Annotated in this window: 16 protein-coding genes and 3 pseudogenes; 3 read left to right on the forward strand and 16 right to left on the reverse strand. The window is 63.9% G+C overall.

Features of this window, described 5'->3' with window-relative positions:
• Positions 1–183 precede the first annotated feature (183 nt).
• On the reverse strand, positions 184–939 hold the full coding sequence (locus FFS60_RS29480; protein WP_371926463.1) for a methyl-accepting chemotaxis protein: 756 nt from the start codon (positions 937–939) through the stop codon (positions 184–186).
• A gap of 102 nt (positions 940–1041) precedes the next feature.
• A pseudogene (locus FFS60_RS29485) lies at positions 1042–2601 on the reverse strand (HAMP domain-containing protein); the annotation flags it as partial.
• On the opposite strand from FFS60_RS29485, the gene FFS60_RS20825 reads away from it, so the two are divergent.
• From FFS60_RS20825 to FFS60_RS29495, 3 genes and pseudogenes are all read left to right on the forward strand, one after another.
• Complete coding sequence (locus tag FFS60_RS20825) at positions 2570–3889, forward strand: Na+/H+ antiporter family protein (protein ID WP_137823042.1); 1320 nt, start codon at positions 2570–2572, stop codon at positions 3887–3889. The pseudogene FFS60_RS29485 and the gene FFS60_RS20825 sit on opposite strands and share 32 nt — an antisense overlap.
• Positions 3890–4013: 124 nt before the next feature.
• Positions 4014–4838: pseudogene (locus tag FFS60_RS29490) on the forward strand (cache domain-containing protein); the annotation flags it as partial.
• A 261-nt stretch (positions 4839–5099) separates the two neighbouring features.
• A pseudogene (locus FFS60_RS29495) lies at positions 5100–5696 on the forward strand (methyl-accepting chemotaxis protein); the annotation flags it as partial.
• A 279-nt stretch (positions 5697–5975) separates the two neighbouring features.
• Here FFS60_RS29495 and nuoN read toward each other — a convergent pair.
• From nuoN to FFS60_RS20900, 14 genes are all read right to left on the reverse strand, one after another.
• A complete protein-coding gene (nuoN, locus tag FFS60_RS20835) occupies positions 5976–7439 on the reverse strand; it encodes an NADH-quinone oxidoreductase subunit NuoN (protein WP_028628756.1) in 1464 nt (487 codons plus the stop codon).
• A gap of 7 nt (positions 7440–7446) precedes the next feature.
• Entirely contained in the window at positions 7447–8973 is a 1527-nt protein-coding gene (gene nuoM, locus FFS60_RS20840; RefSeq protein WP_137823044.1) for an NADH-quinone oxidoreductase subunit M, read from the reverse strand.
• A gap of 25 nt (positions 8974–8998) precedes the next feature.
• Positions 8999–10846 (reverse strand): NADH-quinone oxidoreductase subunit L, encoded by a 1848-nt coding sequence (nuoL, locus tag FFS60_RS20845; RefSeq protein WP_028628754.1) that lies wholly within the window; start codon positions 10844–10846, stop codon positions 8999–9001.
• Entirely contained in the window at positions 10843–11151 is a 309-nt protein-coding gene (gene nuoK, locus FFS60_RS20850) for an NADH-quinone oxidoreductase subunit NuoK (RefSeq protein ID WP_028628753.1), read from the reverse strand. Before nuoK ends, nuoL begins: the two co-directional genes overlap by 4 nt.
• A gap of 3 nt (positions 11152–11154) precedes the next feature.
• On the reverse strand, positions 11155–11655 hold the full coding sequence (gene nuoJ, locus FFS60_RS20855; protein ID WP_137823045.1) for an NADH-quinone oxidoreductase subunit J: 501 nt from the start codon (positions 11653–11655) through the stop codon (positions 11155–11157).
• 10 nt (positions 11656–11665) lie between these two features.
• Positions 11666–12214 (reverse strand): NADH-quinone oxidoreductase subunit NuoI, encoded by a 549-nt coding sequence (gene nuoI, locus FFS60_RS20860; protein WP_028628751.1) that lies wholly within the window; start codon positions 12212–12214, stop codon positions 11666–11668.
• 11 nt (positions 12215–12225) lie between these two features.
• Positions 12226–13218 (reverse strand): NADH-quinone oxidoreductase subunit NuoH, encoded by a 993-nt coding sequence (nuoH, locus tag FFS60_RS20865; RefSeq protein ID WP_028628750.1) that lies wholly within the window; start codon positions 13216–13218, stop codon positions 12226–12228.
• Positions 13215–15923 (reverse strand): NADH-quinone oxidoreductase subunit NuoG, encoded by a 2709-nt coding sequence (gene nuoG / locus FFS60_RS20870; RefSeq protein WP_137823046.1) that lies wholly within the window; start codon positions 15921–15923, stop codon positions 13215–13217. Before nuoG ends, nuoH begins: the two co-directional genes overlap by 4 nt.
• A 98-nt stretch (positions 15924–16021) precedes the next feature.
• Complete coding sequence (nuoF, locus tag FFS60_RS20875) at positions 16022–17368, reverse strand: NADH-quinone oxidoreductase subunit NuoF (RefSeq protein ID WP_028628748.1); 1347 nt, start codon at positions 17366–17368, stop codon at positions 16022–16024.
• Entirely contained in the window at positions 17365–17859 is a 495-nt protein-coding gene (nuoE, locus tag FFS60_RS20880) for an NADH-quinone oxidoreductase subunit NuoE (RefSeq protein WP_028628747.1), read from the reverse strand. Before nuoE ends, nuoF begins: the two co-directional genes overlap by 4 nt.
• Before the next feature lies 1 nt (position 17860).
• Positions 17861–19642 carry an NADH-quinone oxidoreductase subunit C/D gene (gene nuoC, locus FFS60_RS20885; RefSeq protein ID WP_028628746.1) on the reverse strand — a complete coding sequence of 594 codons (1782 nt, stop codon included), beginning with the start codon at positions 19640–19642 and terminating at the stop codon, positions 17861–17863.
• Positions 19643–19704: 62 nt separating this feature from the next.
• The gene (locus tag FFS60_RS20890; RefSeq protein WP_028628745.1) at positions 19705–20382 is read right to left on the reverse strand and encodes an NADH-quinone oxidoreductase subunit B family protein; all 678 of its coding nucleotides are present in this window, start codon (positions 20380–20382) and stop codon (positions 19705–19707) included.
• A 10-nt stretch (positions 20383–20392) separates the two neighbouring features.
• Positions 20393–20806, reverse strand: a complete 414-nt coding sequence (locus tag FFS60_RS20895) for an NADH-quinone oxidoreductase subunit A (RefSeq protein WP_028628744.1) — start codon at positions 20804–20806, stop codon at positions 20393–20395.
• A 491-nt stretch (positions 20807–21297) separates the two neighbouring features.
• Complete coding sequence (locus FFS60_RS20900; RefSeq protein ID WP_137823047.1) at positions 21298–23292, reverse strand: PhoX family phosphatase; 1995 nt, start codon at positions 23290–23292, stop codon at positions 21298–21300.
• Positions 23293–23355 lie beyond the last annotated feature (63 nt).

Genomic DNA, 23355 nt, shown 5'->3' on the forward strand with positions numbered 1-23355 from the left:
CGCCCCCACAGAGAAGCGGAACGGCGCTGGTGAGCGCGAAGTTACCGGCGCGCGTCACCCCTCTCCGCTTCAGGGAGAGGGGCCGGGGGTGAGGGAAATCAGGCGCCGCTGGGCGTTCGTTGGGCAGGCCTGCGGCCTGCTTGGCGAATGAATTCGCCCCCACAGGGGGGGGCGCGTGGCGATCTACGCCCGGAACTGATCCATCAATCCCTGCTGGTGGTTGGCCAGACGGTTGAGGGCCTGGCTGACCTGGGCGGATTCCTCGGCCTGGCCGGAGAGGGACTCGGTGACGTCGCGGATCGCTGCCACGTTGCGGTTGATCTCCTCGGCCACCGCGCTCTGCTCCTCGGCTGCCGAGGCGATCTGTAGGTTCATGTCGCTGATCACCGTCACCGCGTCGCCGATGCGCTGCAGGGCGACCACCGCCTGTTCCACCTGCTCGACGCTGCCCTGGGCCTGGCGGTGGCTGCTGTGCATCGAGCCGACCACTTCGCGGGTGCCGTGCTGCAGGCCTTCGATCACCTGGCGGATTTCCTCCACCGAGTCCTGGGTGCGCTTGGCCAAGTTGCGTACCTCGTCCGCCACCACGGCGAAGCCACGGCCGGCCTCACCGGCACGGGCGGCCTCGATGGCGGCGTTGAGCGCCAGCAGGTTGGTTTGCTCGGCGATGGCGCGGATCACTTCCAGCACCGAGCCGATCTGCTCGCTGCTGCTGGCCAGGCTTTGCACTTCATCCATGGCCGCGCTCATCTCGCTGGCCAGTTGCTCGATGGCGCTGGTGGTCTTGCCGATCACGCCGAGGCCCTCGCGGGTGGCGTGGTCGGCGCCACGGGCGGCTTCGGCGGCCTGGGCGGCGCTACGGGCGACGTCCTGGGCGGTGGCGCTCATCTCGTGAGAGGCGGTGGCCACCTGGTCGACTTCGCGGTACTGCTGCTGCATGCCGGCGCTGGTCTGGCTGGCGATGGCGGCGGACTGGTCGGCGGTGCTGCGGGCGTCCTGCACCGAGCGCTTCACGTCGGCGATGATCGGCTGCAGCTTGTCGAGGAAGCGGTTGAACCAGCCGGCCAGTTCACCCAGCTCGTCCCGGCGGGCGTAGTCCAGGCGGCGGGTCAGGTCGCCTTCGCCGCTGGCGATGTCCTTGAGCATGCTGGCCACGCCCTGGATCGGCCGGGTCACGCCACGGGCGGTCAGCCACACCAGCAGCAGGCCGGCGATGCCAGCGACCAGACCAATCAGCAGGCCGGTGAGGTTGGCAGCCTGGTTCTGCGCATCGAGCTTGGTGCTCAGCTCCAGCGCAGGGGTCAACAGGACTTTCTCCGGCACTTCCAGCAGCACGCTCCAGGGGGCAGCGGTGGGGATCGGCTTGAAGGGCTGCATCACGCGCAGCATGCCGTCGTGCTGTATTTCCACGGCCTTGCCGGCCTGGAGGTTGCCGGCCAGCTCGCTGGCCTTTTCGCCAAAGGCCTTGTCGAGCTTGGCGCTGAGCAGGCTGGCGTCGCGGCTGTGGCCGGCAAGCAGGCCCGCCGGGCTGAGGATGCTGACATGTCCATTGCCGTCGTACAGCTCACGGTTACCAGACACGCTCAGTTGCTGCAGGCTTTCCAGGCTGATGTCCAGGCCCATGACACCCACGGTCTTGCCGTTCAGTTGCAGGGGGAAGGCGATGCTGGTCATCAGCACCTGGCGGTCGCCGACGTTATCGAAGTAGGGGTCCAGTACGCAGGCCTGGCCGGTCTTGATCGGACAGGTGTACCAGGCGTTGTAGGGGGCGCCACTGGGACCGGCGCTGCTGTCGGCGAGCAGTTCCTCGGTCATGGATTCGGATTCCAGCTTACCGGGAGTGGGTTGCGCCCAGTAGAGGGAGAACCGGCCCTTGTCGTTGCTGCCGAGTTCGGCCTGGTCAACGAAGAGTTCGTCCTTGCCGTCCAGGGCATTGGGTTCGAAGACCAGGTAGAGGCCGAGGATTTCCGGGTTGGCTTCCAGGCTGGTACGCACCTGACGAGTCAGGTCTTCACGCAGGTCGAAGGCGTCGAGGAAGCGCTTTTCCGCCTGTTCCTTGAGGAACAGGACCTGGCGCAAGAAACCCTTGCCGTACTGATAGTTGTCCATGAAGTAGCGCTGGATGCGGATGGCCTGCAGTTCCGCACGGGCCTGCAGGCGCAATCGCGCGCTCTGGTCCAGCATCTGGCTGCTTTCGGCTTTTACCAGGCTGGCGCTGCGTTTGGACTGATACAGGGACGAACCGACCAGCAAGGTCACGATGGCCAGCAGGCAAATGCCGGCCAGCAAGGTGATCTTCCACTGGATGGACAGGTGATTGAACGGCATTGGGACTTCCTTCTGACTCGTCGGAACTTCATTCGATATCGGCGCGACAGGCGATTTCTTGACGCGTAGACGACGAATAGCCGTGCGGAATGCACGAGGGCGCAATTTGCAGGCAAGAATTATGCACACTCCGCACGATATTCCGAACGCTTTTGACAGCGGTGGCCGGTTTGGGCAGAGTGCGCCCTTTTTTTCGCGGCGAACCCGCGGTTGGCTTGGCCCCGGAACCTGAGGAGAGGCTATGAATGCGGTAGTGGCGGCGGTGGGAATCATGTTGGTTCTCAGCCTGTGCCGGGTGCACGTGGTGGTGGCCCTGATCGTGGGTGCCCTGGTGGGTGGAATGGTCGGTGGCCTGGGAATCGAAGGTTCGCTGACGGCCTTCAACAAGGGACTGGGGGGCGGTGCCACCGTGGCGCTGTCCTATGCGCTACTGGGCGCGTTCGCCGTGGCCATCGCCCGTTCCGGCCTGGCCCACGCCCTGGCGGACAAGGCCCTGGCCCTGGTGGGCCGGCAGGAAGCCAACGGCGGTCATGCACTGAAATGGCTGCTGGTCGCACTCCTGCTGTGCGTGGCGATTTCTTCGCAGAACATCCTGCCGATCCACATCGCATTCATTCCGCTGCTGGTGCCGCCGCTTCTTTATGTATTGACGCGCCTGTCCATCGACCGTCGGCTGATTGCCTGCGTGATCACCTTCGGCCTGATCACGCCGTACATGTTTTTGCCAGTGGGTTTCGGCAACATCTTCCTGAACGAGATCCTGCTGGCGAATGTGGTGAAAAGTGGCGTCGACGTTACCGGTGTGAACGTCACCCACGCGATGCTGATACCGGCCCTGGGCATGGTCGCCGGTCTTTTCATCGCGGTGTTCGTCAGTTACCGCGGCAAGCGCGTCTATGACCTGGAACGCATCGCCCAGGCCGAGCAGGTGAGCGTTGCCTATAACCCGCTTAGCCTCGGTGTGGCGGGGGTGGCCATCCTGGTCGCCTTCGTGGTGCAACTGTGGCTCGACTCGATGATCATCGGCGCGCTGCTGGGCTTCGTGATCTTCTCGCTGTCGGGCGTGGTGCGCTGGAAAGAGGCGGACGACCTGTTCACCGAGGGCATGAAGATGATGGCCATGATCGGCTTCATCATGATCGCCGCTTCGGGCTTCGCCGAGGTGATGCGCGAAACCGGCCAGGTGGAAACCCTGGTGGATGCCTCGGCCGGCTGGATCGGCCACAGCAAGGCGCTGGGTGCATTGCTGATGCTGCTGGTGGGGCTGCTGGTGACCATGGGGATCGGCTCGTCCTTCTCCACCGTGCCGATCATTGCGGCCATCTTCGTGCCGCTCTGCGTGCAACTGGGCTTCAGCCCGCTGGCCATCGTCAGCATCGTCGGCACTGCGGGCGCCCTGGGTGACGCCGGCTCGCCGGCTTCCGACTCGACCCTGGGGCCGACGTCGGGCCTGAATGTGGACGGCCAGCACAACCATATCTGGGACACCGTGGTACCGACTTTCCTGCATTACAACCTGCCTCTGATGGCATTCGGCTGGGTCGCGGCGATGGTGCTCTGAGGCGCCTCAACCCAGGCGCTCGTTTAATCATTTCGACTCAGTGGTCGTTTAAGGTGCGCGCGGGGTTGCCGATACATCGGCAACCCCGCTGTGCTTTCTGGCTCTGCCTACCGAGGATTGCTCCATGCGATTGACCCTGAAGACCAAAGTCCTGCTGTTGGCCCTGGTGCCAGTGATTCTCTTTGCGCTGGTGCTGTCCGGCGCAGTGACCCAGGTGATTCACAGCCTCGCCGAAGATGAGGTGAAGAACACCCGCGAGCGCCTGATCGAGGAAAGTCGCCAGGAACTGAAGAACTATATGCAGATCGCCCTGGGTTCGGTGCAGGCGTTGTATGACGCTTCGTCTTCCGGCGACACCGCCAGCCGCGACCAGGCCATCGCCATTCTGTCGAAGATCAAGTACGGCAAGGATGGTTACTTCTTCGGCTACGACTCGCAGGTCGTGCGCCTGTTCCGTGGCGACAGCCCGGTGGATGTGGGCAAGAGCTTCACCGGTCGCAAGGACCCGAACGGCGTGGCGGTGAATGATCGCCTGGTGGCTGTGGCCAAGGACGGTTCCAACTATGTGGAGTACAGCTCTTCCCTGCCGGGTAACGAGAGTGTGCTGGTACCCAAGCTGGCCTACAGCTACTACCTGCCCAAGTGGGACCTGGCCCTGGGCACCGCGGTGAACCTGGACGGTGTGGCGGCCCAGGTGGCCAAGGTGGAAAGCGAGATTGACGAGCGCGTCAGCACCATCGTGACCAGCGTGGTGGTGATCGCTGCCGTGCTGCTGGTGGTCTTCGGCCTGGTTGGCCTGAGCCTGGCCAATGCCCTGGTACGTCCGCTGCAGCGCATCAAAGCCAACCTGGACGACATCGCTGCCGGTGAAGGTGACCTGACCCGTCGCCTGGTGGTGGACAGCCATGACGAGCTGGGTGAGCTGGCGGGTTCCTTCAACCGCTTCGTCGAGAAGATCCATGGCCTGGTGCGCCAGATCGTCGACATGACCGGCCAGCTCACTGGCCTGGTAGGCGAGGTGGCGGCGCAGGCACAGCGTTCCGAGCAGGCCATGGAGCGCCAGCGTCACGAGACCGATCAGGTGGCTACGGCCATCAACGAGATGTCCGCTGCGGCCCACGAAGTGGCCAGGAGTGCCCAGGGGGCTGCCGAAGCTGCGCAGCAGACCGACCAGGAAGGGCAGGCCGCCAAGCAGGTGGTGGACGGCAGTATCACGCGTATCCATGCATTGGTCGGCGATATACGCAGCAGTGGCCTGTCCCTGGACAGCCTGCAGCAGGACGTGCAGTCCATCGTCAGTGTGCTGGGCGTGATCCGCTCCATCGCCGAGCAGACCAACCTGCTGGCGCTCAACGCGGCCATCGAGGCTGCCCGTGCTGGCGAGGCGGGCCGCGGTTTCGCCGTGGTAGCGGACGAGGTGCGGGCCCTGGCCAGTCGTACCCAGCAGAGCACCCAGGAAATCCAGGGCATGATCGATCGCCTGCAGCAAGGCACCCAGGATGCCGTGACCGCCATGCGCCGCTCCAGCGATGCTGGCGACACCACCAGCAACCAGGCCAACCAGGCCGGCGCCTCCCTGGACGCCATCGCCGGGCTGATCGGCACCATCAATGCCATGAACGCGCAGATCGCCAGCGCTGCCGAAGAGCAGACTGCGGTGGCGGAAGAGATCAACCGCAGCGTGCACCAGATCGCAGTGGCAGTGGACAGCGTGGCCGAAGAAACCCGCCATGGCGCGGACACCGCCCGCAGCCTGGCCCGACTCGGCGACAGCCTGGGTGGGTTGGTGAAGCAGTTCAGGATCTAAGCCCTTTTACCGGGGTTGCTCCTTCGCGCCGCCCCGGTCCCCTCTACTCGCCCAGTCTTGAACATCGGCGTCGCCGCCGCTGCCGATAGTGCCGCTTTCGGTAATCGGCTACCTCGTCTGACCTCTGTTTCGTTTCTCATCGTGCGCTGTTACTGCTCTTTCGCTGGCGGTTGTCCTGGCGTTGGGCGCTGGTACAGGCCCACCTGAGCGGTCGCAGGCGTTTCCAGCACCCACAAAAAACCCGGCAGGTGCCGGGTTCTTTGTTGCTCGGGGTTCGCCTCAGTTGGCGAGTGCCACCAGGCCGGAGTGCTGGACCAGGTCCAGCAGCGGCTGCGGGTAGACGCCGAGGAAGAAGGCCAGCAACGCCACGAACAGCAGCATGATGCCGCCAGCTCGCTGGGCCCAATGCATGTCGGCATCGTGGCGGCGCAGGTTCGGCTCGACCAGGAACAGCGTGACCATGACGCGCAGGTAGTAGAACACGCCGATAGCGCTGCCCAGGACCATGGCGCCCAGCAGCCACCACAAGCCGGACTCGACACCGGCGGCGATCACGAAGAACTTGCCGATGAAGCCAGCAGTGAGCGGGATACCGGCCAGGGACAGCATCATCACGGTGAGCACGGCGGTCAGATACGGGCGGCGCCAGAACAGGCCGCGATACTCGTACAGGGCGTCGCAGTCACGGCCGCTGTAGGGGGTCGACATCAGGGTGACCACACCGAAGGCGCCCAGGCTGGTCAGCACGTAGGTGGCCAGGTAGACACCGATGGCTTCCACCGCCAGGCCCTTGCTCGCGATCAGCGCCACTAGCAGGTAGCCGAAGTGGGCGATGGAGGAGTAGCCCAGCAGACGCTTGATGTTGTTCTGCACCAGCGCCAGCAGGTTGCCGAAGATGATCGACGCAATGGCGATCACGGTCAGCAGGTCGTTCAGCCAGCCACCGGCGGTGGCCGGGGACAGCTGGTACAGGCGCAGTAGCACGGCGAACACGGCAACCTTGCTGACGGTGGCCAGGAAGGCGGCGACCGGCGCGGGTGCGCCTTCGTACACGTCCGGGGTCCAGAGGTGGAAGGGCACCAGGGACAGCTTGAACGCCAGGCCGATCAGCATCATGCCGATGCCGAGCTGGGACAGCACGCTGGAGGTTCCGGCAGCGGCCAACTGGCTGAAGCTCAGGCTGCCGGCGTCGGCGTAGAGCAGGGCCATGCCGAACAGCAGGAACGCGGAGCCCGCGGCGGACAGCACCATGTACTTGATGCCGGCTTCCAGGGAGCGCTTGTTGAAGAAGGCGTACGCCACCAGGCCATAGACCGGCACCGAAAGCAGTTCCAGGCCGATGAACAGGCCGGCCAGGTGCTGCGCAGTGACCAGTACCAGGCCGCCGGCGGCGGACAGGAGGATCAGCAGGTACATCTCTTCGCGGTTGCCCGGGTAGCCTTTGCCCGACTCGCCACCCAGGTAGGCGTGGATCAGGGTGACGCAGGCGAGGGTACCGGCCAGGACCAGCGCCATGTAGAAGGCGCCGAAGTGGTCCACCATCATCAGCGGGGTCACCTCCAGGGGGGTGACCTTGAGCGCCGGCAGGATGGAGAGCAGGGCGAGGTTGAGACCGATGACCGACAGGCCGAAGGTCCAGGAGTGGTGCCGCTTCCAGGCAATGGCCAGCATGACCACGACAATAGTGGCGCAGGTGACCAGCAGCGGCAGCAGGGCGATCAGGTGTTGAGTCGTGAATTCCATAACCTACTTACCGGGCAACGAGTTGATTGACGGCGGAATCCAGCCACTGGTGCACGCCATGCATGGTCGCAGCAGAGGTATCCAGTACCGGTTGCGGGTAAACACCGAGCAGGATCAAGAGGCCGGCAAGGCCCAGGACCATGGTCAGTTCGCGGTATCTCAGGCCTTCGTAGGCGTTCTCGTTCTTCGCCGGGCCGAAGTAGGCGCGGTGAATCATGATCAGCGAGTAGACCGAACCGAACACCAGGCCGGTGGAGGCCAGGACGGCGATCCAGGGCACTTGCTGGAAGGCGCCGACCAGGATCAGGAACTCACCGACGAAGTTGCCGGTTCCCGGCAGGCCCAGTGCCGCAGCAGCGAAGAACAGGCTGATGGCGGGCAGGTAGGGCATGCGGTTCCAGATGCCACCCATCTCGCGCATGTCACGGGTGTGCAGGCGCTCGTAGAGCTGGCCACACAGGATAAAGAGTGCGGCGGCGGAGAGGCCGTGGGCGATCATCTGGACGACGGCACCTTGCAGCGCGATCTGGCTACCGGAGTAGATGGCGATCAGCACGAAGCCCATGTGGGACACGCTGGAATAGGCCACCAGGCGCTTGATGTCGGTTTGGGCGAAGGACAGCAGGGCACCGTAGACGATGGCGAACACGCCAAGCCACTGGGCGATCGGCGCGAACTCGGCCGAGGCGGTGGGGAACAGCGGCAGGGCGAAGCGGATCATGCCGTAGGCAGCGGTCTTCAGCAGGATGCCGGCGAGGTCGACGGAGCCTGCGGTCGGTGCCTGGGCGTGGGCATCGGGTAGCCAGGAGTGGAACGGCACCACCGGGAACTTCACTGCAAAGGCGATGAAGAAGCCGAGCATCAGCAGGTACTCGGTACCCGGGGCGAGCTGGGCCTTCAGCAGGTCGGCGTAGTTGAAGGTCAGCACGCCGGTGTTGCTGTAGTTCACCAGCACCAGGCCGAGGATGGCCACCAGCATGATCAGGCCGCTGGCCTGGGTGTAGATGAAGAACTTGGTGGCGGCGTTGATCCGGGTCTTGCCCTTGCTGCCGCTGTGACCCCAGAGCGCGATGAGGAAGTACATCGGCACCAGCATCATTTCCCAGAAGAAGAAGAACAGGAACAGGTCGATGGCGAGGAAAACGCCGACCACGCCGCCGAGGATCCACATCAGGTTGAGGTGGAAGAAGCCGACGCGGTTCTGGATCTCACGCCAGGAGCAGAGTACCGAAAGCACCCCGAGCAGGCCGGTGAGGACGATCATCAGGACCGAGATGCCATCCATTGCCAGGTGGACGGTGACGCCGAAGCGCTCGATCCATTGCACCTGGAACTCATGGGCCCAGACCGGATCGGTGCCAGGGGCGGGTGCCAGGGTGAAGTCACCGGTCGCCCACAGCCAGAGGCCGAGGACGAACAGCAGGGACATGGTCAGCAGGGCGATCCAGCGGGGCAGGGTGGCGCTGAAGCGCTCACCCTGCCAGCAGAGCAGGCCGCCGATGAAGGGAATCAGGATTAGCCAGGGCAGAATCATGACGGGCTCAATTCCTTAAGAAGATTCAGGTCAGCAGCACGGCGCCGAGCACGAGCACGGCTCCGCCGACGATGGATACGGCGTACCAGCGCAGCTGGCCGGTCTGACTACGGCTGAGGGCAAAGTTGCCGCCCCTTACCACGCGTGGAACCAGGCCGATGGTGCCGTCGATGGGATCGCGACGGAGCAGGCGGCAGACCAGCAGGTAGGGTTTGACGAACAGCAGGTCGTAGAGCCAGTCGAAGCCCCAGGCTGCGTACCACCAGGCACCAAGGAAGCGGCCCGGTGCACTCTGGGCGAGTGCGCTGACGAAACGGCGCTTGCCAAGGAAGAGCAGGGCGGCCAGCAGGATGCCCGCCAGGGCGATGGCGCCCGAGGCGATTTCCAGGCTGTGCTTGGCTTCGCCACCGGCGTGGCCGACGCTTTCCGGCAGGACGCCGGCCAGCGGCGGCGTGATCAGCGCGCCGATGAAGGTAGAGAGCACGATCAGCACGGTCAGCGGCAGCCAGTGGGCGACGCCGTGGCCAGCATGGGCTTCGGTCTGCGCTTCTCCATGGAAGGCGATGAAGATCAGGCGGAAGGTGTAGATCGAGGTCAGGAAGGCGCCCGCCAGGCCGGCGTAGAGCAGGCCGGAGTGACCACTGGCGAAGGCTTCCCAGAGGATCTCGTCCTTGGAGTAGAAACCGGCGGTGATCAGCGGCAGGGCTGCCAGTGCCGCACCACCGACGATGAAGCTCGCGTAGGCCAGCGGCAGCTTCTTCCACAGGCCGCCCATCTTGAAGATGTTCTGCTCGTGGTGGCAGGCGTTGATCACCGCGCCCGAAGCGAGGAACAGTAGGGCCTTGAAGAAGGCGTGGGTCATCAGGTGGAAGATCGCCGCGTCCCATGCGCCAACGCCCAGGGCGAGGAACATGTAGCCGATCTGGCTCATGGTGGAGTAGGCGAGGATACGCTTGATGTCGGTCTGCACCAGGGCGGCGAAGCCGGCCAGGACCAGGGTCACGCCACCGACGATACCCACCAGCTCGAGGATTTCCGGGGTCAGCAGGAACAGGCCGTGGGTACGGGCGATCAGGTAGACGCCCGCGGTCACCATGGTCGCCGCGTGGATCAGCGCGGAAACCGGGGTCGGGCCCGCCATCGCGTCGGCCAGCCAGGTCTGCAGCGGCAGCTGGGCGGATTTGCCCACGGCGCCGCCGAGCAGCATCAGGGTCGCGACCCACAGCCAGGTGTCACCGGCGACGTACTTCTCGGGGGCCAGCTTCATCAGCTCCTGGATGTTCAGGGTGCCCAGGTGGAAGAACAGGATGAACAGGCCGATGGCCATGAACACGTCGCCCACGCGGGTCACGATGAAGGCCTTAAGCGCCGCGTTGCCGTTGGCGGTGTGCTTGAAGTAGAAGCCGATCAGCAGGTACGAGCACAGCCCCACGCCTTCCCAACCGAAGTAGAGGAACAGCAGGTTATCGCCCAGCACCAGGAACAGCATGCTGGCGATGAACAGGTTGGTGTAGGCGAAGAAGCGCGAGTAGCCCTCTTCACCACGCATGTACCAGGAGGCGAACAGGTGGATCAGGAAACCGACGCCGGTGACCACGCCGAGCATGGTCAGGGAGAGGCCGTCCAGGTAGAGGGTGAAGCTGGGCGCGAAGCCCGCCACGCTCATCCACTGCCAGAGCACCTGGGTGTAGACGCCGCCTTCCGGCGGGGCCACGTTGAACTGCCAGATGATCCAGGCGGCGATCAGGGCCGAGAGGCCCACGGAACCGACGCCGATGACGGCGGAGGTGTTTTCGGAGAAACGCCCGCGGGAGAAGGCCAGGATGAACCAGCCGAGCAGCGGGAACAGGCAAGTGAGGAATAGAAGGTTCATCCGCGCATCTCGCTGGCAGCGTCGATATCGAGGGTATGGAAGCGGCGGTACAGCTGCAGCAGGATCGCCAGGCCGATACTGGCTTCGGCGGCTGCAAGGCTGATCACCAGAATGAACATGATCTGGCCGTCAGGCTGGGCCCAACGGGCGCCGGCGACCACGAAGGCCAGCGCGGCAGCGTTCATCATGACTTCCAGGCTCATGAGCACGAAGAGGATGTTGCGGCGCACCATCAGGCCAGTCAGCCCCAGGCAGAAGAGTATGCCGGCGACCGCGAGGCCATGTTCCAGTGGGATTGCGTTCATGGCTTATTCCTTAGCTTCGTGGCGGCCGAGGTGAAAGGCGGCGACCAGGGCTGCCAGCAGCAGCATGGAAGCCAGCTCCACAGCGAGCAGGTACGGGCCGAAGAGGGCGATGCCAACGGCCTTGGCGTCCACGGTGGTGTGACCGATGGTGGCGCCAGTGGCATTGCCGAACAGCACATACAGCAGTTCGGCCAGCAGAATCAGGGAGAGCAGGGCTGGGCCGGTCCAGATGCCGGGCTTGAGCCACTTCTTCTCCTGTTCGGCGATTGCCGGACCGAGGTTGAGCATCATCACCACGAAGACGAACAGCACCATGATGGCGCCCGCGTAGACGATGATTTCCAGTGCGCCGGCAAAGGGCGCGCCCAGGGCGAAGAAACACATCGACACCGCCAGCAGCGAGACGATGAGGTACAGCAGGGCATGCACCGGGTTGGTGTTGGTGATCACACGCAGGGTGGAGACAACGGCCACACCAGCGGCGAAATAGAAGGCGAATTCCACGCGCGTCTCCTTAGGGCAGCAGGCTCTTCACGTTGATCGGCTCGGCCTCGTTCTGCGCGGCACCTTTCGGCTTGCCGGCAATGGCCATACCCGCCACGCGATAGAAGTTGTAGTCCGGGTTCTTGCCAGGACCGGAGATCAGCAGGTCTTCTTTCTCGTACACCAGGTCCTGGCGCTTGAACTCGCCCATCTCGAAATCCGGGGTCAGCTGGATCGCGGTGGTGGGGCAGGCTTCTTCGCACAGGCCGCAGAAGATGCAGCGGGAGAAGTTGATGCGGAAGAACTCGGGGTACCAGCGACCGTCCTCGGTCTCGGCCTTCTGCAGGGAGATGCAGCCGACCGGGCAGGCCACGGCGCAGAGGTTGCAGGCTACGCAACGCTCTTCGCCATCGGGGTCGCGGGTGAGGACGATGCGGCCGCGGTAGCGCGGCGGCAGGTACACGGGCTCTTCCGGGTATTGCAGGGTGTCACGCTTGCGGAAGGCATGGCCGAAGATCATCACCAGGCTGCGAAGCTGGGTGAAGGTGCCATGCACGACGTGGATGATTTCTTTGATCATGGTGTTTCTCCTTACTGGGCCGCGGCCAGCACGAGCGCGCCGGTCACCAGCAGGTTGATCAGGGTCAGCGGCAGGCACACCTTCCAGCTGAAGGCCATCACCTGGTCATAGCGCGGGCGCGGGATCGACGCGCGCAGCAGGATGAACAGCATGATGAAGAAGGCGGTCTTGAGCGCGAACCAGATGAAGGGGATCTGCGGCAGGATGCCGAACGGGCCATGCCAGCCGCCGAAGAACAGGGTCACGAGCAGGGCGGAGATCAGCACGATGCCGATGTACTCACCCACGAAGAACATGCCCCATTTCATGCCGGCGTATTCGATGTGGTAGCCGTCGGCCAGTTCCTGTTCCGCTTCCGGCTGGTCGAACGGGTGACGGTGAGTCACGGCGACGCCAGCGATGAAAAAGGTACAGAAGCCGAAGAACTGCGGAATGATGAACCACAGGTTCTGGGCCTGGTATTCAACGATGTCGCGCATGTTGAAGGAGCCGACCTGGGCCACGATGCCCATCAGCGACAGCGCCAGGAACACCTCGTAGGAGATGGTCTGGGCCGAGGCACGCAGGCTGCCGAGCAGGGCGAACTTGTTATTGCTCGACCAGCCGGCGAAGAGCACTGCGTAGACCGCGATGCCGGCCATGGCGAAGAAGAACAGCACGCCGATGTTCAGGTCGGCCACGCCCCAGGTGGGGGTGACCGGCACCACGGCAAACGCGATCAGCAGGGCACTCATCGCGATGATGGGCGCCAGGGTGAAGATCAGCTTGTCGGCGAACGGCGGGGTCCAGTCTTCCTTGAAGAACATCTTGATCATGTCCGCGCCAAGCTGGAAGGCACCGAACGGGCCTACGCGGTTCGGGCCGTAGCGGTCCTGCCACAGGCCCAGCAGACGGCGTTCCACCCAGGAGAGCAGCGCACCGGTCACGACCACCCCGAGCAGGATTACGATGGCTTTGAGGACGGTGACGACGATGTCGATCAGTTCGGGCGTCAGCCAGCTCATTGCGCGGACTCCTGTACGGCAGTGACGACGGCACCGGCGAAGACCGCCGGAATACCCGGCAGACCGGCAGGCAGGCCGATCAGGCCGATACCCATTTCTTCCTTGACGGCAAGCGGCAGACGCAGGGTCTGGCCATTGATGGTCAGGGCGAGCAGGGCGCCATCATTGACGCTGAGGCGATCGGCTTCGTCCTTGGCCATGGCCACGTAGGGCTGCGGGATGCGCTCTTGCACCGGAGCGGCGCGGGAGCTGTTCTCCTCGCTGCCGAACAGGTGGTGCAGCGGCACGGCCTGCCAGGTGCCCTGGGCCGGGTTGAAGGCAGCATTGACGCTGAACCAGGGAAGAGCCTGGCCTTTGGCTTCGATCAGACGAATGCCCGGGTCGCCGGCGCGCAGGTGGCCACCGACTTCGTCCTGGAATTTGTTCCAGGCCTGCGGCGAGTTCCAACCCGGGGACCAGGCGAAGGGGATCTGCTGACGGGGTTCGGCGCTGCCGGCATAACCTTCCATGGAGAAGGCGAAGGCCGAGTCCTTGTCCTGCGGCTGGCGCGGCTCGTGCACGCTGATGTTGGCGCGCATGGCCGTGCGGCCACTGTAGCGGTGCGGCTCACGGGCGAGCTTCAGGCCCTTGATGCGGAACGAGGCGCTCGGAGCCGCGTCGCGGATGCCGGCCAGCAGCGAGCTGCTGTCGGCGCAGGCGGCGGTGACCTGGTCCAGTTGCGTCCAGTCGACGGACTTGCCCAGCAGGGTGCTGTGCAGTGCGTGCAGCCAGCGCCAGCCTTCGCGAACGAGGATGTTGGCGTCGTAGTAGGACGGGTCATAGACCTGGAAGAAACGCTGGGCACGGCCTTCCAGGCTGACCAGGGTGCCATCGCCTTCGGCGAAGCTGGCAGCCGGGAGCACCAGGTGGGCGCGTTCGACGGTGGCGGTCTGCTGGTGGTCGGCAACGATGACGACCTTGGCGGCTGCCAGGGCAGCGTCCACCTTGGCGGCGTCGGCGCGGCGGTACAGGTCGTTTTCCAGGACCACGACAGCGTCGGCCTTGCCGGAGGTCAGGACCTCCAGGGCGGCTTCCAGGGACTCGCCACCGAACAGGGCCAGGCCCATGCTGTTGGCTTCTGGTACTACCAGGCTGATGGAGCCGTTCTTCTCACGGTTCTTCAGGGCGCTGGCGATGTTGGCGGCGGCTTCGATCAGGGCTTTTTCGCCAAGGGAAGCGCCGGAAATGACCAGCGGACGCTTGGCGGCCAGCAAGGCATCGGCAATGCGTTTGACCAGTTCGGCCGCTTCGCCTTCCAGGCCTTCCACGGCCGGGGCGCTCGGGTCGATGGCGTGGGCCACGGCGAAACCGATGCGCGCCAGGTCAGCCGGTGCGGCGTGGACGCTTTCAGCGGCGACGTCATCCAGGCGGGTGGCGGCAACGCTGGCGATGAACAGTGGGTTCAGGGCGTTCTGGGCGACGTTCTGCACGGCGGCCATGTGCCAGTCCTGGATTTTCATCGAGGCGGCGATTTCGGTGGCCTTGCCCTTGACGGCCTGGCGCAGGGCGAGGGCCATGCGGGCAGCAGTCTGGGTCAGGTCTTCACCGAGGACGAAGATCGCGTCGTGCTTCTCGATGTCGCGCAGGGTGGGGACCGGTAGCGGGCCGTTCTGCAGGACGTCGCGGATCAGGCGCAGGTTCGCCAGTTCGCTGGCGGCGATGCCGGAGTAGTAGTTCTCGGTGCCAACCAGTTCGCGCAGGGCGAAGTTGCCTTCGAGACTGGCGCGGGGCGAACCGATGCCGATCACGCGCTTGCCTTTCAGCAGTTCGGCGGCCTTGTCCAGGGCGCCGTCCAGGCTCAGCTTCTGGTTACCCAGCAGCGGCTGGCGCGGGCGATCCTCACGGTTGACGTAGCCGTAGCCGAAGCGGCCGCGGTCGCAAAGGAAGTACTGGTTCACCGAGCCGTTGAAGCGGTTCTCGATGCGGCGGATCTCGCCGTAACGCTCACCGGGGCTGATGTTGCAGCCGCTGGAGCAGCCGTGGCAGATGCTCGGGGCGAACTGCATGTCCCACTTGCGGTTGTAGCGCTCGGAGTGGGTCTTGTCGGTGAACACACCAGTCGGGCAGACCTCGACCAGGTTGCCCGAGAACTCGCTCTCGAGGGTGCCGTCTTCGACGCGGCCGAAGTAGACGTTGTCGTGGGCGCCGTAGACGCCGAGGTCGGTGCCGCCGGCGTAGTCCTTGTAGTAGCGCACGCAGCGGTAGCAGGCGATGCAGCGGTTCATCTCGTGGGCGATGAACGGGCCGAGTTCCTGGTTCTGGTGGGTACGCTTGGTGAAGCGATAGCGACGGGCGTTGTGGCCGGTCATTACCGTCATGTCCTGCAGGTGGCAGTGGCCGCCTTCCTCGCACACCGGGCAGTCGTGCGGGTGGTTGGTCATCAGCCATTCGACGACGCTGGCGCGGAACTGCTTGGCCTCTTCGTCATCAATGGAAATCCAGGAGTTGTCGGTGGCGGGGGTCATGCAGGACATGACGAGGCGACCGCGTTTGTCGTTCTCGTCGGTGTACTGCTTCACCGCGCACTGGCGGCAGGCGCCGACGCTACCGAGCGCCGGGTGCCAGCAGAAGTAGGGGATGTCGAGTCCGAGGGACAGACAGGCCTGCAGGAGGTTGTCTGCACCATCGACTTCGAGCGTCTTGCCGTCTACGTGGATAGTGGCCATGGTTCAGTCTTCATCTGCCCGTGTGACCGGGCTTTGGCTAATGGAATCAGCGTGCGCGCGGGGCCGGGTTGCGGCCGCCGCTGCGCGAATCCTTTTTCTTAGGCGCCGACGGGGATCGGTCGCGCTGCCGGGATCTGGCGTGCGATGCCTGCCTCGAACTCCGGACGGAAATATTTCATGGCACTGCCCAGCGGCTCGACGGCGCCCGGTGCATGGGCGCAGAAGGTCTTGCCTGGGCCGAGGAAGCCGACGAGCTGCTCCAGGGTCTCCAGGTCGCCGGCTTGGCCTTCCCCGCGCTCCAGCGCGCGGAGGAGCTTGACGCTCCAGGGCAGACCGTCGCGGCAAGGCGTGCACCAGCCGCACGACTCGCGCGCGAAGAACTCCTCCATATTGCGGAGCAGGGAGACCATGTTGATGCTGTCGTCCACGGCCAGGGCGAGGCCGGTACCCATACGGGTGCCCACCTTGGCGATGCCGGCGGCATACATGGGCGCATCGAGGTGCTCAGGGAGCAGGAAACCGGTACCGGCACCGCCGGGCTGCCAGGCTTTCAGCTTGAAGCCATCACGCATCCCACCAGCGTAGTCTTCGAACAGCTCGCGAGCCGGAACGCCGAAGGGCAATTCCCACAGGCCGGGGTTCTTCACCTTGCCGGAGAAGCCCATGAGCTTGGTGCCCATGTCTTCGCTACCCGGGCGGGCGAGGGTCTTGTACCAGTCCACGCCGTTGGCGACGATTGCCGGCACGTTGCACAGGGTCTCGACGTTGTTGACGCAGGTGGGCTTGCCCCAGACGCCGACGGCGGCGGGGAAGGGCGGCTTGGAGCGCGGGTTGGCGCGGCGACCTTCCAGGGAGTTGATAAGGGCGGTTTCTTCACCACAGATGTAACGGCCGGCGCCGGTGTGGACGAAGAGTTCGAAGTCAAAGCCCGAACCCAGGATGTTCTTGCCCAGCAGGCCGGCGGCCTTGGCTTCGTCGATGGCGCGGTTGAGGTTGCGCGCCGCGTCGACGTACTCGCCGCGCAGGAAGATGTAGCCGCGATAGGCCTTGAGGGCGCGGGCGCTGATCAGCATGCCTTCCACCAGCAGGTGCGGCAGCTGTTCCATCAGCATGCGGTCTTTCCAGGTGTTGGGTTCCATTTCGTCCGCGTTGCACAGGAGGTAGCGGATGTTCATGGATTCGTCGGCCGGCATCAGGCCCCACTTCACGCCGGTGGGGAAGCCCGCACCGCCGCGGCCCTTGAGCCCGGAGTCCTTGACCTGCTGAACGATCTCGGCCTGGGCCATTTCGGTCAGGGCCTTGCGAGCGGCGGCGTAGCCGTTCTTCTGCTGGTACTCGTCGAGCCATACCGGCTGCGCGTCTTCACGCAGGCGCCAGGTCAGCGGATGGGTTTCTTCGCTGCGGGCGATGCGGTTGGCCGGACCGATGGAGGTAAGGGTCTTCATTGGTAGGCCTCCAGCAGTTGGGCAACGCCGTCAGGCTGGACGTCGCCGAAGGTGTCGTCGTCGATCATCACGGCCGGGGCCTTGTCGCAGTTGCCCAGGCAGCAGACCGGCAGCAGGGTGAAGCGGTTGTCGGTGGTGGTCTGGCCGAGTCCGATGCCGAGTTGCTTCTGCATCTCGGCAACGACGGATTCATGGCCGCCGACGTAGCAGGTCATGCTGTCGCACACGCGGATCACGTGGCGGCCGACCGGCTGACGGAAGATCTGGCTATAGAAAGTAGCCACGCCTTCGACGTCGCTGGCGGGGATGCCAAGAATCTCGCCGATGGCGTCAGCAGCGCCGTCCGGCACCCAGCCACGCTCTTTCTGGACGATCTTCAGGGCTTCGATGGACGCCGCACGCGGGTCCTCGTAGTGATGCATTTCGTGCTCGATGGCCGAGCGCTCGGTTTCGCTGAGGACGAAACGGTCGGTCTGGATAAGGGTGCTCATATCAGCGGTCCACGTCAGCCATTACGAAGTCGATACTGCCCAGGTAGGCGATCAGGTCTGCCACCATGCTGCCGCGGATCACCGAAGGAATCTGCTGCAGGTGGGGGAAACTGGGCGTCCGGATCCGGGTGCGGTAGCTCATGGTGCTGCCGTCGCTGGTGAGGTAGTAGCTGTTGATGCCCTTGGTCGCCTCGATCATCTGGAAGGCTTCGTTGGCCGGCATGACCGGGCCCCAGGAAACCTGCAGGAAGTGGGTGATCAGGGTTTCGATGTGCTGCAGTGTGCGCTCTTTCGGTGGCGGCGTGGTCAGCGGGTGGTCCGCTTTGTACGGGCCTTCCGGCATGTTCTTCAGGCACTGGTCGATGATGCGGATGCTCTGGCGCATCTCTTCGACGCGAACCATGCAGCGATCGTAGGCATCGCCGTTGTGGGCCAGCGGTACTTCGAACTCGAAGTTCTCGTAACCGGAGTAGGGGCGTGCCTTGCGCAGGTCGAAGTCGCAACCGGTGGAACGCAGGCCAGCACCGGTGACGCCCCATTCCAGGGCTTCCTTGGTGTTGTACTGGGCCACGCCGATGGTACGGCCACGCAGGATGCTGTTTTGCAGGGCGGCCTTTTCGTACTCGTCGAGGCGCTTGGGCAGCCATTCGACGAACTCTTTCACCAGGCCATCCCAGCCGCGCGGCAGGTCGTGGGCGACGCCGCCGATGCGGTACCAGGCCGGGTGCAGGCGGAAGCCGGTGACGGCTTCGATGACCTTGTAGGCGCGCTGGCGGTCGGTGAAGGTGAAGAACACCGGGGTCATGGCGCCGACGTCCTGGATATAGGTACCCAGGAACAGCAGGTGGCTGGTGATCCGGAAGAACTCGGCCATCATCACGCGGATGAAATCGACGCGCTGCGGCACCTTGATGCCGGCGAGCTTCTCGACCGCGAGCACGTACGGCAGGTTGTTCATCACGCCGCCGAGGTAGTCGATGCGGTCGGTGTAAGGAATGAAGCTGTGCCAGGACTGGCGCTCGGCCATCTTCTCGGCGCCGCGGTGGTGGTAACCGACTTCCGGCACGCAGTCGACGATCTCTTCGCCGTCCAGCTGCAGGATGATGCGGAAGGCACCGTGGGCGGAGGGGTGGTTCGGGCCGAGGTTGAGGAACATGTAGTCCTCGTTCTCGCCGTGGCGTTTCATGCCCCAGTCTTCCGGGCGGAAGCGCGCAGCTTCTTCTTCAAGCTGGTGCTTGGCCAGGGTCAGGCTGAAGGGGTCGAATTCGGTGGCGCGCGCCGGGTAGTCCTTGCGCAGCGGGTGACCTTCCCAGGTGTTGGGCATCATGATCCGCGACAGGTGCGGGTGCCCGGCAAAGGTGATGCCGTACATGTCCCAGACTTCGCGCTCGTACCAGTTGGCGTTGGGCCAGATGCCGGTGGTGGTGGGCAGGTTGAGGTCGCCCTCGGACAAGGCCACCTTGATCATCACGTCACTATTACGTTCCAGCGACATCAGGTGGTAGAACACCGTGAAGTCTGCGTTCGGCAGGCCGCGACGCTGGGTGCGCAGGCGCTCGTCGACGCCATGCAGGTCGTACAGCATGACGTAGGGGCGCGGGAGATTGCGCAGGAACTTGAGGACGTCGATCAGCTTGTCACGGGCGACCCAGATCACCGGCATGCCGGTGCGGGTCGATTGGATGGTCAGGCTTTCGGCGCCAAAGCGGGAATTGAGCTCTACGACGACGTCTTGGTCGTCAGCCTTATAAGGCGGAATAGACAGAACGGTGTCTGCAGTCATGGTCTCGGTCGCTATCGGTCAACGTAAAGAATGAGCCTGGGGTCTTCCGGAGAAGAACAGGCTCAGACTTCGTCGGGGCTGCGCAGGTTGGTGACCTGAATACGCTGTTCGCGGCGCTTTTCCCGCTCGGAGGGCATGTCGGCACGGTAAATGCCTTGGTCCCCCACGACCCAGGATAGCGGGCGGCGCTCCTGGCCGATGGATTCCTGCAGCAGCATCAGGCCTTGCAGGAACGCCTCCGGACGGGGCGGGCAGCCGGGAATGTAGACGTCCACGGGAAGGAACTTGTCCACGCCCTGAACGACCGAGTAAATATCGTACATACCGCCGGAGTTCGCGCACGAACCCATGGAGATCACCCACTTGGGCTCCAGCATCTGCTCATAGAGGCGCTGGATGACCGGTGCCATCTTGATGAAGCAGGTGCCGGCGATGACCATGAAATCCGCCTGGCGCGGTGATGCACGAATGACCTCCGCACCGAATCGCGCGATGTCGTGCGGTGCGGTGAAGGCGGTGGTCATCTCCACGTAGCAGCAGGAGAGGCCGAAGTTGTACGGCCACAGGGAGTTCTTGCGACCCCAGTTGACTGCGCCGTTGAGAACATCCTCGAGCTTGCCCAGGAAGATGTTCTTGTGCACCTGATCTTCTAGCAGCGGGTCGGAAACGGTCTCCCGTTCGCCGATCGGATACTGCTCATAAGTGGCATCCGGATCGATCCGAGTAAGTTTGTATTGCATTGCCAAAGCCTCATTGTTTTAGCTTCGCCTGCCGCTTGCGACGACCTTCGGGAGCCCAATCAAGCGCCCCGATGCGCCAAAGGTAGACAAGACCTGCCAACAGAATTGCTATGAAAATGGTTGCTTCGATAAAGCCGGCCCAGCCGCTTTCACGGACGGAGACGGACCAAGCGAAGAGAAAGAGGGCTTCGACGTCGAAGATCACGAAGAGCATCGCGACCAGATAGAATTTTGCGGAGAGGCGGAGGCGAGCAGTGCCGGTGGGGAGCATGCCGGATTCGAAGGGGTCGTTCTTGCTGCGACCGATGGACTTGCTGCCGAGCAGGCTAGAAACCCCGATCATGAAGGCGCAGAGGCCGACGACACCCAACAGGAAAACAGCGAAACCCCAGTTGTGGGAGATGATGGCAGTAGCGTCCGACATGCCGGAACTCCTTAAGACAAGGAACGGCGTTCACTTGCGTTAAAAGGTTTAATGCCGGGGATCAATGATGCCCAGGCAATCGATTCCGACAATTTTATGCCCGAGCGGGTGTGCAAGTAAATTTTTCAAGCCAAAAAATTGCCCGTGCAGCCGGATTCTGGGCTGCTTGCTTGGCTGTAGGCCAATGGCGGCGGGGTTTTCAGGGTTTTATTAGGCCTTTGTCTGATTGCGGCCTTATGTCGCACAGAGGGTTGGTAATGCCATGGTAATGATAGTCATTAGCGTTTGATTGGTGGTTAATTAATCACTACACGAGAATGGTCTTGCAGAACTTAAAAACTGCAAATAACAAATACTCCTGGCGTCCTCCTAAGTTGCTCTTCAAGTCGTTTTCATAATTGCGACAATTCCATTTGTTTTTGTTCATGCTGCCTTTCCAGGGTGGAAAAAGAGGCCGACCCGCATGGGTCGGCCGAAATCCTTGAGGGGATTCAGAGTAGGCGGCGGCCGTCTTCGCGCGTGATGACCACGGTGGAGGAGCGCGGGCGCTTGCCTGGGCCGTCGGGCCAGGTGCTTAGCAGGTTCGTGGCGGTGGAGCCTTCGCCCGGGTGCTGGATGTTGACGAACAGGGTGCGGAAGTCCGGCGTCGCGCTGATGCCGGTCACTTCGGCGCCTGTTGGGCCGACCAGGAAGCGCTTCAATTCGCCGCTGCGCGGGTCGGCTACCAGCATCTGGTTGTTGCCGAAGGGGCCGGCGCTCAATTGGCTGCCGCTCATGTCGGTCTGGATCCACAGGCGACCCTCGTCGTCGAACCAGAGGCCGTCCGGGCTGGCGAGGATGTTCTGCGCGCCCAGCGGATTGCCGTTCGGGCCACGGCTATCTCCCTCGGGGCCGGCGAGCAGGAAGATGTTCCAGTCGAATCGATGGCCTGCATGGTCGCGACTGTTCTCGCGCCAGCGGATGATATGGCCGTAGGCGTTGGCCGGGCGCGGGTTCGCTGCGTCGGCGTTGGTGCGCGCGGTGTTGTTGGTGAGGGTGAAGTAGACCTCGCCATTGTCCGGATTCACCGCGCCCCATTCCGGGCGGTCCATACGGGTGGCGCCAACGATGTCAGCGGCCAGGCGTGTATTGATCAGTACTTCGCCCTGATCGGCAAAAGCGACGCCGGCGGTCAGGCAGGCCTTGAGGAAATTGCGGTCGTTGATGTCCAGGGCCAGCCAGTCGCCGCTGCCATCGGCATTGAAGCGGGCGACGTAAAGGGTGCCTTCGTCCAGCAGGCGACCGTTGGCCTGTCCGGGACGGTACTTGTCGCGACTGACGTATTTGTAGATGTACTCGTTCTGGGAGTCGTCGCCGGAGTAACAGACCACGGGCCGGCCTGGTTTCACTGGGGCGAAGATCAACCCCTCATGGGCGAAACGACCCAGGGCGGTGCGCTTGATCGGCGTGGAGTCCGGATCGAAGGGGTCGATCTCGACAATCCAGCCAAAGTGGTTCGGCTCGTTTCGATAGTCGCCCTTGGCGTCGGCCGCTTTGCGAGTGGCGTCGAAGCGTTCGAACTCGTCGCCCGGCAGGGTTTCCCAGCCGAAGCGGCTGCTGCTGCGAAGGCCGTAGCGCTTGAGTTCGCGGGGTAGGTCGGCGTCGCGGGTGGCGAAGTAGCCGGCCCAGTTCTCCTCGCAGGTGAGGTAGGTGCCCCAGGGGGTGAATCCGTTCGCGCAGTTGTTCTGGGTGCCTCGGGTGGCTGTGCCTTGCGGGCTGTAGCGGGTTTGCAGCAGCTTGTGGCCACGGGCCGGGCCGGAGATCTTCATGGGTGTGGCGGCGGTGATGCGGCGGTTGCGGCGACTCGGCACGACCTCCCATTCCCCGCGAACATTTCGGCGGATCTCTACCACAGACACACCGTGTGCGTTGATCTCCTTGCGTACTTCATCGGCGCTGACCCGCTTGCCATCCACGACTGTCGGGCCGTTGGGGTGCAGCAGCGGGGCGTCGATGTATTCATGGTTCAGTACGAGCAGGCCGTGGTCCGAACGCATGCCGGAACCGCGGCGGGCATCGATGGGGAAGAAATGCATGCCGTCATGGTGCATGCCGATCTGCTCCGCCTGGTCCTGGGCGCTGTTGCTGGCGTCATCGGCAAAGGCCGGATAGCGTCCGGTGATCGGCGTACCCCAGGGAATGAAGGGCGTGGCCGTGTAGCCCGGCGGAACGGTAATGCTGTCTACGCGGCCGGTAGGAATGGCCTCGAAGGGCAGGCGAGAGCGGGGCTTGAAGGGGAAGCCTTTGGCGTGTGGCTCTGCTGCCAGGGCTTCACCCGGAATGGCGGCGCCAAGGAAGGCGAGGGTGCTCATGGCGGCGCCACCGATCAACAGTTGACGGCGGTTGAGTCCGCCAATCAGGTCGTTGATGTGCGGGTTGTCGGATGTGTTGCTGGGCAGTTCGTCGCCGTTGCCAAAGAGCACGGCTTTGTCGTTGTGTTGGTTCAAGGCGGATCTCCACGCAGGCGAATCGACGGAGATCTGACGCTAAATGCTGAAGGCGACGGAACG

It is taken from the genome of Pseudomonas sp. D(2018) (genome assembly GCF_005502555.1).
In the GTDB taxonomy this organism is placed as follows: Bacteria; Pseudomonadota; Gammaproteobacteria; order Pseudomonadales; family Pseudomonadaceae; genus Metapseudomonas; species Metapseudomonas resinovorans.

Coding starts and splice junctions, on each gene's coding strand:
- FFS60_RS29480 (WP_371926463.1), bottom strand. CDS start 939: ATGCAGCAGCAGTACCGCGAAGTCGACCAGGTGGCCACCGCCTCTCAC.
- FFS60_RS20825 (WP_137823042.1), top strand. CDS start 2,570: ATGAATGCGGTAGTGGCGGCGGTGGGAATCATGTTGGTTCTCAGCCTG.
- nuoN (WP_028628756.1), bottom strand. CDS start 7,439: ATGGAATTCACGACTCAACACCTGATCGCCCTGCTGCCGCTGCTGGTC.
- nuoM (WP_137823044.1), bottom strand. CDS start 8,973: ATGATTCTGCCCTGGCTAATCCTGATTCCCTTCATCGGCGGCCTGCTC.
- nuoL (WP_028628754.1), bottom strand. CDS start 10,846: ATGAACCTTCTATTCCTCACTTGCCTGTTCCCGCTGCTCGGCTGGTTC.
- nuoK (WP_028628753.1), bottom strand. CDS start 11,151: ATGAACGCAATCCCACTGGAACATGGCCTCGCGGTCGCCGGCATACTC.
- nuoI (WP_028628751.1), bottom strand. CDS start 12,214: ATGATCAAAGAAATCATCCACGTCGTGCATGGCACCTTCACCCAGCTT.
- nuoH (WP_028628750.1), bottom strand. CDS start 13,218: ATGAGCTGGCTGACGCCCGAACTGATCGACATCGTCGTCACCGTCCTC.
- nuoG (WP_137823046.1), bottom strand. CDS start 15,923: ATGGCCACTATCCACGTAGACGGCAAGACGCTCGAAGTCGATGGTGCA.
- nuoF (WP_028628748.1), bottom strand. CDS start 17,368: ATGAAGACCCTTACCTCCATCGGTCCGGCCAACCGCATCGCCCGCAGC.
- nuoE (WP_028628747.1), bottom strand. CDS start 17,859: ATGAGCACCCTTATCCAGACCGACCGTTTCGTCCTCAGCGAAACCGAG.
- nuoC (WP_028628746.1), bottom strand. CDS start 19,642: ATGACTGCAGACACCGTTCTGTCTATTCCGCCTTATAAGGCTGACGAC.
- FFS60_RS20890 (WP_028628745.1), bottom strand. CDS start 20,382: ATGCAATACAAACTTACTCGGATCGATCCGGATGCCACTTATGAGCAG.
- FFS60_RS20895 (WP_028628744.1), bottom strand. CDS start 20,806: ATGTCGGACGCTACTGCCATCATCTCCCACAACTGGGGTTTCGCTGTT.